The following is an 11,691-nucleotide window of genomic DNA, read 5'->3' on the forward strand; positions in this document are numbered from 1 at the left end:
TAAGTTACTTGAAGCTTATTATGAAACAGAACCAAGGAATTACCGGATTAACAGCCCTTGGGGTGTTGACGGTTAAAGTAAGGCTTAGCTAAGAATATAAAATTAAGGAGGAGATATCATGTCAACAAAGATAGCACTTGCAGGAAATCCCAATTGCGGCAAGACGACACTTTTTAACGCGCTCACAGGCTCTAACCAGTATGTCGGCAACTGGCCTGGTGTTACGGTTGAGAAAAAAGAAGGTAAGCTGAAAGGAAACAAAGACGTCATTATCATGGACTTACCGGGTATTTACTCGCTTTCACCTTACACGCTTGAAGAGGTGGTTGCCAGAAATTACCTGATTAATGAACGGCCCGACGCCATCATTAATATTATCGACGGGACCAATATTGAGCGTAACCTTTACTTGACCACACAGATCACAGAGCTGGGCATTCCGGTAGTCATCGCTGTGAATATGATGGACCTCGTGGAAAAGAACGGGGATAAGATTGATGTCAAGCGTCTGTCAAAGGATCTTGGCTGTGAGGTTGTGGAAATTTCAGCGCTTAAAGGCAAGGGCCTGAAGGAAGCCGTTGAAAAAGCCGTTAAAATTGCGGGCAAAAATACCATCAGCGCGCCAGTACACCGGTTTGATCCAGAAGTAGAGGAAGCGCTTGATAAGATAGAAGCCAGGCTGGGGGATGATATTCCGCAGGAACAGAAGCGGTTCTTTGCCATCAAGCTCTTTGAACGGGATGATAAGATTTCCGGACTGATGAAGCGTGTGCCGAATGTGGAAGCTATTATCACAGCGGTTGAGGACTCCATGGACGACGATTCTGAAAGCATTATCACCAACGAACGCTATAATTATATTTCTAATATTATCGGTGACTGCTATAAGAAGAAAAACAAGGGACAGCTTTCCATCTCAGATAAAATTGATAAAGTTGTCACCAACCGTTTCCTGGCACTTCCGATTTTTGCGTTGGTCATGATTCTGGTTTACTATGTTTCCGTCACCACCGTGGGCTCCTGGGCCACAGACTGGGCCAATGACGGCGTCTTTGGCGATGGCTGGCATCTGTTCGGCATCGGCACTTCCCAGTATGAAGAAGCCGCCGGTGAGTATGACGTTCAGGCGCAGAAGATGGACGCCTTTTTAGAAGCCGCCCAGGCCGAGGGAATCAGCACTGACGCAGTGACAGAAGCCCTGGAAGCAGGGGAAGGCGAAGCAGATGAAAGCGCTGTTGCCGCCTTTGAACAGGCCGCAGCAGGTGTGACCACCGACGCTGAAATCACCAATGAGGAAGGCGAAGTGGTAGAAACCGTTCCTGTAACGGTCAATGACTTTAAGGAAGCGGCAGCTGCGGAAGAGCCGGACCCGGCAAACTACGGAGTCTGGGTACCAGGCATTCCGGTGATTATCGGAGACGGTCTGGAAGCGGTGGGCTGTGCCGACTGGCTCCAGAGCCTGATCTTAGACGGGATTGTCGCTGGTGTTGGCGCGGTTCTTGGCTTTGTCCCCCAGATTTTAGTGCTGTTTATCTTCCTGGCGATTTTGGAAGGCTGCGGTTATATGGCGCGTGTTGCCTTTATTATGGACCGTATCTTCCGCCGCTTTGGTTTATCCGGTAAATCTTTTATCCCGATGCTTATCGGCAGTGGCTGCGGTGTACCGGGGATCATGGCATCGCGTACCATTGAAAATGAGCGCGACCGCCGTATGACGATTATGACGACCACCTTTGTGCCCTGCAGCGCGAAGATGCCAATCATCGCCATGTTCGCCGGCGCGATTTTCGGCGGCGCGTGGTGGGTAGCGCCAAGCGCTTACTTTATCGGAATCGCAGCCATTGTCATCTCCGGTATTATGCTTAAAAAGACCAAGATGTTTGCCGGTGACCCGGCACCCTTTGTCATTGAACTTCCAGCATATCATATACCCACCGTCGTCAATGTACTGCGCAGCATGTGGGAACGCGGCTGGTCCTTCATTAAAAAAGCCGGTACCATTATTCTGCTGTCCACAGTCTTTATCTGGTTTACCTCCAGCTTTGGCATGGCAGACGGCAGCTTTGGCATGGTAGAGGATATGAGCGACAGTATTCTGGCCGCCATCGGCTCCGCCCTGGCCTGGATCTTTATCCCCAATGGCTTTGGTGACTGGCAGTCAACTGTTGCGACGGTTACCGGCCTCGTGGCCAAGGAAAATGTGGTGGGTACTTTTGGTATTCTGTTCAAGGTGGGCAGCGAGGTTGCAGAAACCGACGCAACCCTGTGGACAGCAGTGGCCGCCCATTATACCGCGCTTTCCGCTTTCTCCTTCATGGTATTCAACCTGCTGTGTGCACCGTGTTTCGCAGCCATGGGTGCCATCAAGCGTGAAATGAACAACGCGAAATGGTTCTGGTTTGCTGTTGGCTACCAGACAGGCTTTGCCTATGTGATCTCACTGATTATCTACCGTCTGGGCCTGCTCTTTACAGGCGGCGGCTTCTCCGTCTGGACCGTTATTGCCATCGCGCTCCTGGCGGGTATCATTTACCTGATGGCACGTCCCTATAAAGAATCCGATACACTGAACATTAACATGCCGGCTGCCAAGGCAAAACCATGACAGCTACCATCCTGATCTGCATCGCCATTGCCGTTATTGTAATCCTGGGTGTGCGCAGCTATATGAAACGAGTTTCATCTGGCTGCTGCGGCTCAGGCGGCGGAACTGTCAAAAAGATCCGCGTGCCGGACAAGGACAAGAGCCATTACCCCTATCGTAAGGTTTTATGGATCGACGGAATGGTCTGCGGCAACTGCGCAGCCAATGTAGAGAATGCCCTGAACAGCCTGGATGGCGTTTGGGCAAAGGTGAATCTGACAGAAAAGAAGGCAGAGGTTTTGATGAAAAAGCCCTTTGACGATGAGATACTCAAGCTCAGCGTAAAGGACAGCGGATATACAGTGTTCCGGATTGATGAATCCTGACAAAAAAGCTTATCCACCATACGGTGAATAAGCTTTTTTTATGTGTGTTATTCAGCGAGTTTTTTACCGGCCTCCCGGGCATCAGCGATGAGTTCATCGGTGTAGGCGTTGGCGCAGACAATGCGGCTTTCCACCTTGCCCTGGAGCATCATGCCAAAGGAAGCGTCGGACATGTCAAAATAGGGAACGTAGTGGCCGGCCATTGGCGCTCCCTGGGAATAAACCGTGACCACGCGCTTGGGCCCGATTTTAAAATGGGATTTTCCATCCTGGGTGGTATACATAAAAGCGTAGAGGCGGTTTAAGAACAGCATGGTCTGGGCGCTCATCTGTGCCATGTAGATGGGTGATCCGATGACCACCGCGTCGGCGTCGGCAATGGCTTCATAGATGCGCTCCATGTCATCCTTTTGAACACAGAAGATATCCTTGTTTTTATGGCAGGCGCCGCAGGCCTGACAGCCTTTGATGTTAAGCGCGTTCAAGTTAAAGGACTGAACCGCTGCGCCCTTTTCCTTTGCGCCTTCAAGCACCGCGTCCACCAGCACGGTACTGTTGCCCTGCGGGCGGGGACTGCCGTGGATTCCTACAATTTTCACAATCATCACTCCTTTGATTTTATACTTCTATTATACGCCTGTTAAAAGGCATATGGCAAGATCAGCGTGTAAAAGCGTAGAGGCAGCTGTCAAAAATTTCAGTATTTTTAAAGACGCGGTTTTTAAGGGTCCCCTCTAAGGTGTAACCAGCCTTCTCCAGCGCTCTGCGGGACCCCTGGTTGTGGGCAAAAGGCTCGGCGTGGATACGCGCCAGGTCATAGTGCTCAAAGGCAGCCTCTGTGAGCTGGCGGATGGCGGCAGACATGATGCCGCGGCCCCAGAAGGGTTCTGCCAGCCAGTAGCCGATCTCAGCGTTTTTACAGTAGACATCCTCTTCCAGAAAGATGCCGATGCTGCCAACAGCCTCGCCGTCCACGTCAATGGCCCGGGTACACTGGCGCGTTTCACCAGCCTCGATGCAGCTCGTCACATAGCCGCGGGCGTCCTCATAGGTGTAGGGCCAGGGAAAAGCGTTGCGCAGATTATCCGCAATTTTTTTATTGTTGGCGTACTTTGCCACACTGTCGATGTCGGTTTTCCGCCAGGGTCGTAAAATAAAATTCATCAAAACCTCCTTCAGTCAATTTCAGTATTTTCATAGCTTTTTTTCAAAACCTCCGCCGCGGTGGGGGCGTCGATATACAGCACGTCGGCCAGGCCGCCCATCAGGGTAGCGCAGATGATGTCTGCCTTTTCAATGCCGCTGGCCACCAGAAGCTTGTTCCGGATAGCCTTGATCACCGGCAGCGAAGCGGCGATGACCCGGCGGTCAAGGGTTTCGTCGAAGATTTCACCCCTGGCGTTTATAAAATGAGAGCACATATCGCCGATACAGCCCTTGGATTCCATTTCCCAGTATTGGGCGTCGGACAGCAGGCCCATCTCATAGATGATGGACGGCCGCGCCAGGTTGCCCACAGAAAAGACTGCGGTCTGGCACCGCTCTGCCATGGAGAGAATCTGCGCTACCTGGGAGTCCTGTTTGATGGCGTCGGCGATAAAGGGCGCGTCCACCACGGCTGGCGCCGGAATCTGGTAGCCTGCGCCGTCCACACAGGTCACGAAATTTTTGAGGATATTCAGGGCGCTGGATTCATAGACCGCGCGGGAGTAGCCGCCGTTAAGCTGGATTACCGACACGCCGCGCCGCTTGATGGGCTGCAGCAGGTTTGACAAAACCTCCAGGGTGCTGCCCCAGGCAATGCCCAGGATGGAGTCGTCATCCACATAGCGCGGGAGCTCCTGGGCCAGCGCCAGACAGACGTCGTGGACCAGAATCCGTTTGTCGCCCACCAGGTCGGGAACAATGACTGCCCGTTTCAGTGGGAAATGGGCGATGAGCTGCGTTTCCAGCTCGCCGAAGGAAAGCACCGGCTCTTTGATGCGCACCTCAATCAGGCCCATTTCTTTGCCGCTTTTTAACAGCCGGCTGACACTGGATTTACTGATCCCTTCCCTTTCAGCAATTTCAATTTGTCCCATATCCATTTCGTAATACATTTTTGATATACGAAGAATCTGATTTATTTTTTTGAGATCCATAGCGCCTCCGATGATGTGAAATTTTTCCCATAAAAACAAAAAGTTGAATGCTTTTTATGATTTCATTATAAAAAGAATGAAAAGGAATGTCAAGGAAAAAAGCGTGAATTATTCAAATATATGAAAATATAATGAAAAAAGATGTTGAAATTTTTCCCAAAGAAGAAAAAATTATTTTCTTAAATTTGGAATTATACCCATTTTTCTATTGACAAATTTGCACCACAGGGTATAGAATACACCTATAAAACATTTACAAGGAGTGAAATCAATGAGCACTGTAACTTTGATTGGCTCTGGCCAGATGGCTTCAGCCCTAACCTTTCCCCTTTACGAAAACGGTCACGAGGTCCGTTTAGTCGGTTCTCCCCTCGATAACGAAATTATCGACCGTCTGAGAGAAGACAACTACCATTTTAATTTATTGCGCACCCTGCATGATGGTATTCATTATTATAAAGTAGACCAGGTCAAGGAAGCTCTGGAAGGCGCGGACGTTGTTGTCTGCGGTGTGTCCAGCTTTGGCGTTGACTGGTTCCTGAACGAAATTATCCCAATGATTCCCGAAGGTGTGCCGATGCTCTCAGTCACCAAGGGGATGCTGAATTTTGAGGATGGCCGCCTTCAGGTTTATCCCGAATACTGGGAAGAACATTTGCCGGAAGGCTCTAAGCTTAAAATTTACGCCATCGGCGGCCCATGTACAGCCCGCGACCTGGCTGACCACGACCATTCCTTTGTAGGCTTCTGCGGACGCGACATCGAAACCCAGGAAATGCTGCGGGATATCTTCTCAACCAGCTACTATCACATCAGCCTCACCACCGATGTGGTCGGCCTGGAAGCGGCCGTTGCGTTGAAAAATGGCTATGCACTCGGTACAGCACTGGCCATCGGCCTTAAAAATATCTGTGGGGATGACGGTGTTGCGCATGTAAACTCCAAGGCCGCCCTGTTCCAGCAGAGTGTAAAGGAAATGGACGATTTACTCGAGCTGGTCGGCGGCAGCCACCGCATGATCATGTTTGCGGCCGGAGACCTGGACGTTACCGTAGCCGGCGGCAGAAGCCGCAGCGTGGGCCAGTACCTGGGTGAAGGCCTGTCCATGGAAGAAATCAATGAAAAGCTGGCAGGCCAGACGCTGGAAGCGGTTGTCATCGCCACACGTACGGCAAAGGCGGTCAAAGCCCTGGCAAAGGCCGGCAAGGTTGACATCGCACAGTTCCCGCTGCTAATGCATGTGGACAAGTTGCTCAACGAAGGGGAAAAAGTCAATATTCCGTGGAAGGAATTTGAGACAATCGAAGCATAGCGGCATTGATTAAAATAAAAAGCGATTCAGGACATCTGGGGGACAGACAAAATAAGATTTTAAATAATGGAGAATTTAGAATTCTCCATTTATTATAGAGGCCTTGTAATCGTTAATCTTTTGACGATCGTATTCAAAATACCATGTATATCATTACACTGAGGGAGGTAATACTATGGAATATTTAATTGGATTGGATTTGGGGACCGGCAGCGTCAAAACCGTATTGTTTGATCAGAACGGGAAGGAAATCGCGCAGATGGCGCAGGAATACCCGGTATACCAGCCAAATAACGGCTGGTCCGAACAGGACCCGGAGGACTGGTACACAGCAGCCATTGCCACCATGCGTTATGTCATTGACGAATCCGGTGTCCCGAGAGACGCCATCAAGGGGATCGGGATGTCCGGCCAGATGATGGGCGCGGTCATGCTGGACGCGGCAGGAAAGCCGCTGCGCCGCGCGATCCTTTGGAATGACGCCCGTACCACAGAATCCTGCGAGTCTGTCCGCAGAATTGTTACCGATGAAAAGATGATGGAAATCAACTGCAACCCTGTTCGTCCAGGCCTGACAGCCGCCAAGATCCAGTGGGTCAAGGAAAACGAGCCGGAAATCTACAAAAAAACCGCCCATATTCTTTTGCCGAAGGATTACCTGCGCTACCGCCTGACTGGCGAGTATGCCACCGAGGTTTCAGACGCTTCCGCCATGCAGCTTCTGGATGTGCGCAACCGCTGCTGGTCACAGTATATTCTGGATGCCCTCGAAATTAAGGAATCTGTTCTGGGCAAGGTCTACGAATCACCGGATGTTACCGGCACCCTGACCAAAGAAGTCGCTGGACTTCTGGGGCTTTCTGAAAAAACTGTTGTGGTCGGCGGCGCAGGGGATAACGCAGCCGGCGCTGTCGGGACAGGCGTTGTGGCTACCGGCCGCGCCATGACCACCATTGGGACATCCGGAACGGTTTTTGCCTACGCCGATGAACCCATGATGGATAAAAAAGCCCGTGTTTACACTTTCTGTATGGCGGTACCGGACGCCTGGCATTTCATGGGCTCAGTCAACTCTGCCGGTAACTCCTTAAAATGGTACCGCAACCTGTTCTATTCTGACGATCTGGAATATGATAAAATCAACCGCGACGCCATGTCCTCCAAGCCAGGAGCCAACAATCTCATCTATATGCCTTACCTCACAGGCGAACAGTCACCGCATTTTGACCTGCAGTGCCGTGCTGGCTTTGTGGGCCTGTCAGCAACCCACACCAAAGCGGACATTACCCGCGCGGTCATGGAAGGCATCACCTATGCCCTGCGTGATGTTCTTACCGCCATCCGGGAATCTGGCATTGAACCAGCCATCATGCGTATGTGCGGCGGCGGCTCCAAGAGCCCGTTCTGGCGTCAGCTCATGGCCGATATTTATGGCATGCCTGTCTGCCTGCCGGATATGAACTCCGAAAACGCCGCCGCTCTCGGCGCCGCCATTCTGGCCGCTGTTGGAACAGGTATGTACCCAACCGTTCAGGATGCCTGTGACAAAATCATCGCCATGCGCGCAGAAAACTATGCGCCAAACCCGGCTCTGCGTGATAAATATGATACAGTCTACACGGCCTTTGACAAGCTTTACCCGCAGTTAAAAGACAATTTTGCAGAGATTTTGAACTTTTAAGAGCATATACTTGTATTAAAAAAGGTGACGGAAATCATCCGTCACCTTTTTTCTGTTGTTTTCCGGCCGGGGCCAAACACCGGAGGCTAGTGCCCCCGGTGTTTTTCTTTTTTCTTCAGCTGCTTTTGCTCAAAATGCTCAAGCTTCTGGCGTTCTTTTTCTTCGCGGCTTCGTCTTTTGTGCAGTACCTTTTGCTGTTCATGCTGGGCTTTCAGGGCCTGCTGGGCCTTGGTGCCCACCCCCTGGCTCTGGAGCTGCTTTTTAATGGCACGCTGCATCCGCTTCGGGTTCAGCTTCCGGCTCTCCGCCGTCTGAACGACAGAAGGGCTGAACCGCAGCCGGTGGTCATTCCTGAGCAAAAAGTCATAGACTTCATAGTCCTTAGGCTCTGCGCCAAAGGTGATCTTGCAGACCTCCAGCCGGCTTCCGGACTGGCGCTCATAAACACCCACCCAAAAGGGTTCCTCAAAAAATACCGTTAAGCTGCTTGAAATAGTGACCATACTGATGTCCTCCTTTAAGTAAAATCACCAAAGAACGGACAACCAAGGAGGCAGGTTACTGACGGCGTCGCCGCGCCCGGACTACCAACCGGACTGTGTTTTTTTCTTTGTAGTTTAATGATAACGGAGATAGGATAAATCGTCAAATTATTTTTATCGATTTTTAAATCAGTAAAAGTTATAGGTTATTATTATGATTGTTGTAGAATGGTGTCAAATTGTGTTTATAAGATATTTTTTTATTGGAAAGGAGCTCCAATGTATAGTGATGATCAAATCGCCTTTGTTAATCAAATCAGCATCCACGACTATGCGCAAGCGGTAGGGCTTGAGCTGGATTACCGCCCGAAGCATGTTTTAGTTAAGGGAATCGAAAGCCTTGAAATTACCCTCGATGGCAGAAAATGGCATTATCATTATACGAATATCGGCGGCGGGATTGTCCAGTTTGTCGCCTGGCTCTAAAATATTAGCTGGAAAAAAGCCATGTTGCAGCTTTTGGATTATGGCCGTCATGGCATGTCCGAGCAAATCAGGATACCAGCAGGCGAGATAGCGTAGTGGGGTAGTATGATGAGTTGAAAGAACTGGACGAGCTATACCAATTTTTCAGATTTGAAACAGTAAAGACCTGGCAAAAAAGAACGGCCTAAAAAAATAAATGATTTTCTGAACTAGACAAGAAAAATCGTAATGAGATATTAAAAACGGCTCAAACGCAAACCGAAGAAACAGCTTGAAGAAAAAATTTTCCAAGCTGCTTTTTATTGCTGTAAACATTTTTAATATAGATAGATTTTTGGTAATAATTTTATACGCTAATAGTAAAAACCTGTCGTAATCAGTAATAATAAAGTATATTTTCTTTTTTTATCACGAAATATCTTTTTGGTGATAATTTTTACCCTTGAAAAGATATTGAAAACGTGTTCTAATAATATTAGAAGTGTTACACAATATAAATCATATAAAATATTGTGCATAAACTAAAATGATTGATTCAGCTATCTAAGCAGCAGGGCAAATACTTCTCTCTCATACAGTTTTTCGAACGTGTCAGGAGATGTCTGGTGACAATGACTATAAATTCTGACAGTATCATAAAATCTTTATTATACTCTGAACAAAGCTGATAAACCTGCCGATCATTTTGAATATTAAAGTACGGTTAAGCGATTCGTTTTCTAATCAGTGAATGAAAGGGATTGGATACAGGTATTATCATACGAATAGCCCATATGCGTGGACCGGATCTGGGCTAGTTAGATCAGGAAACTCCTTTCAAAATTTACCGCCTTCAGCACTCAGTTTGAATGATGAGGTTTTTCTTTGTCATCCTACCGTAGCCGTCCGATTTAATTTATTATTTTTTGGAATTATCGCATTTTGCTTTATAAAATTCAGATGAAGATATTATTTAGCAAACGATTAAGAGCAAGGTAAAAACAGGGGGAATGGGCCATGAAAAAACAAATAAAAAAAAGAAGCTGGCTTTTAATCTGTATTCTAGTCAGCCTGGCAATGGTGCTTTCATCCGGATGCAAAAAACAAAAGCAAGTAGAGCCTGCCAGCGTCGAAGGCGCCTTAGCCTATCTTGAGAGCAACTACGGTAAAGATTATTATGAAATAGAATTTTTAAAAGAGAATCATGTTGAACCTTATAGAGAGGCGCTGTTCTGCATTGATGGGTCCTGCATCTACGGGGACGCTCCGGCACGAACTGAGACCTGCTATCTGGGCTATTCGCCCAAATTTGACCTGAACTTTTTCGTGTTTCACAGTAGCGACAGTGAGGCCCCCAGCACCTATAACATAACCTTAGGAGAAGAAGTAGAAGAAATTGAAAAATTTGAAAAAGCCAAGTCATACGCAAAAGAGGTTTTTGGAGAGCGCTATAAGGGAACCAGTGTCCATCTTTATTTAGGAGAAAATTTACCACTTTATGGTGTAAAAGAACTTATACCTGTTTATAGTAACCCCGATATTGATGCCAGAAGTGCCTACAATCGGTTGTTTTTGGATATAGAAGATCCTTTTTCATCCAACATTATGTATATCAGTAGAAAGTCTTTTAGATTTGCTACTTTTCCTTATTTAAATATTTCCGTTGATTGCTCTTTGAAGGAGTTGAATGCGCTGATGAAAGAGGAAAGGACTAATTTTGAAAATATTAGTACACACATACTCTTCATCGCAAATGACGGCATCTACAATAGACCTTATCTCACACTTGAGATGTTTAATGCGTTAAAGTAAGTCTTGAAGTAGAAAGGATGAAGGAAATGAGCCATGAAAAAACAAATAAAAAAAGGAAGTTGGCTTTTAATCTGTATTCTAATCAGCCTGGCAACGGTGTTTTTACCCGGATGCAAAAAACAAAAGCAGGTAGAGCCGGCCAGCGTCGAGGGCGCCTTAGCCTATCTGGAGAGAAACTATGGTAAGGATTATTATGAAATAGAATTTTTAAAAGAGAACCACGTCGAACCGTATAAAGAAAAGATTGGAGGTATTGATGGATCCTATTTCTATATGAATGCCCCGGCCAGGACCGAAACCTGTTATCTGGGCTATTCGCCCAAATTTGACCTGAACTTTTTTGTATTTCACAGTAGCGACAGCAAGGCCTCCAGTACTTATAGCACAACCTTAGAAAAAGAGATAGAAGTCATTGGAAAATTTGAGGAAGCAAAGACATATGCAAGCAATGTTTTTGGAGATCGTTATAAAGGAACCAGTGTCCACCTTTATGTAAGGGAAAATAGACCACTCTATAACGAAAAAGAACTCAAGCCGATTGACAGTAAATCCGGCGCTGATGCGAGAAGTGTCTATAATCGATTGTTCTTGAACACAAAGGATCCCTTTTCGTCGGACATCATGGATATCAGTAGAAAATATTTTTGGTTCGATGCTTATCCCTGTTTGAATGTGTATGTTGATTGCTCTTTGAAGGAGTTGAATCAGCAAATGGAAGAGGCGGCAATGAAATTCGAAAGTATTAGTTTAGATATGCTATTCATCGCAAATGACGGCATATACAACAAGCCCGATCTCACGCTTGAGATATTTAATGCATTAGAATAA

11 protein-coding genes are annotated in these 11,691 nt (G+C 47.6%); 7 read left to right on the forward strand and 4 right to left on the reverse strand.

The window, feature by feature from the left end:
- The first annotated feature begins 118 nt into the window (after positions 1–118).
- Positions 119–2,605, forward strand: coding sequence for a ferrous iron transporter B (gene feoB / locus B2M23_RS14280; protein ID WP_038350635.1), 2,487 nt, complete (start codon positions 119–121; stop codon positions 2,603–2,605).
- Positions 2,602–2,970 (forward strand): heavy-metal-associated domain-containing protein, encoded by a 369-nt coding sequence (locus tag B2M23_RS14285; RefSeq protein ID WP_038350634.1) that lies wholly within the window; start codon positions 2,602–2,604, stop codon positions 2,968–2,970. The genes feoB and B2M23_RS14285 overlap by 4 nt, the downstream gene beginning before the upstream one ends.
- 47 nt (positions 2,971–3,017) lie before the next feature.
- On the opposite strand, the gene B2M23_RS14290 is transcribed toward B2M23_RS14285, so the two are convergent.
- From B2M23_RS14290 to B2M23_RS14300, 3 genes are all read right to left on the reverse strand, one after another.
- Positions 3,018–3,569 (reverse strand): flavodoxin family protein, encoded by a 552-nt coding sequence (locus B2M23_RS14290; protein ID WP_038350771.1) that lies wholly within the window; start codon positions 3,567–3,569, stop codon positions 3,018–3,020.
- A 61-nt stretch (positions 3,570–3,630) separates the two neighbouring features.
- A complete protein-coding gene (locus B2M23_RS14295) occupies positions 3,631–4,134 on the reverse strand; it encodes a GNAT family N-acetyltransferase (protein ID WP_038350633.1) in 504 nt (167 codons plus the stop codon).
- Positions 4,135–4,145: 11 nt separating this feature from the next.
- The gene (locus tag B2M23_RS14300) at positions 4,146–5,111 is read right to left on the reverse strand and encodes a sugar-binding transcriptional regulator (RefSeq protein ID WP_038350632.1); all 966 of its coding nucleotides are present in this window, start codon (positions 5,109–5,111) and stop codon (positions 4,146–4,148) included.
- A gap of 271 nt (positions 5,112–5,382) precedes the next feature.
- Here B2M23_RS14300 and B2M23_RS14305 point away from each other — a divergent pair, with 271 nt between their 5' ends.
- Complete coding sequence (locus B2M23_RS14305; RefSeq protein ID WP_038350631.1) at positions 5,383–6,423, forward strand: NAD(P)-binding domain-containing protein; 1,041 nt, start codon at positions 5,383–5,385, stop codon at positions 6,421–6,423.
- Between the two features lie 175 nt (positions 6,424–6,598).
- Positions 6,599–8,104, forward strand: coding sequence for a xylulokinase (gene xylB / locus B2M23_RS14310; protein WP_038350630.1), 1,506 nt, complete (start codon positions 6,599–6,601; stop codon positions 8,102–8,104).
- An 86-nt stretch (positions 8,105–8,190) separates the two neighbouring features.
- Here xylB and B2M23_RS14315 read toward each other — a convergent pair whose 3' ends face one another.
- Entirely contained in the window at positions 8,191–8,607 is a 417-nt protein-coding gene (locus B2M23_RS14315) for a YjdF family protein (protein ID WP_038350629.1), read from the reverse strand.
- 258 nt (positions 8,608–8,865) lie between these two features.
- Here B2M23_RS14315 and B2M23_RS14320 point away from each other — a divergent pair, with 258 nt between their 5' ends.
- The 3 genes from B2M23_RS14320 (at position 8,866) to B2M23_RS14330 (ending at position 11,691) form a co-directional block, all read left to right on the forward strand.
- Positions 8,866–9,072 carry a hypothetical protein gene (locus B2M23_RS14320; protein ID WP_038350628.1) on the forward strand — a complete coding sequence of 69 codons (207 nt, stop codon included), beginning with the start codon at positions 8,866–8,868 and terminating at the stop codon, positions 9,070–9,072.
- 996 nt (positions 9,073–10,068) lie between these two features.
- Positions 10,069–10,863, forward strand: a complete 795-nt coding sequence (locus B2M23_RS14325; RefSeq protein WP_038350627.1) for a hypothetical protein — start codon at positions 10,069–10,071, stop codon at positions 10,861–10,863.
- 33 nt (positions 10,864–10,896) lie between these two features.
- Positions 10,897–11,691: a hypothetical protein gene (locus tag B2M23_RS14330; RefSeq protein WP_038350626.1), complete on the forward strand. Its 795-nt coding sequence runs from the start codon at positions 10,897–10,899 to the stop codon at positions 11,689–11,691.

It is taken from the genome of Eubacterium limosum (assembly GCF_000807675.2).
In the GTDB taxonomy this organism is placed as follows: domain Bacteria; phylum Bacillota; class Clostridia; order Eubacteriales; family Eubacteriaceae; genus Eubacterium; species Eubacterium limosum.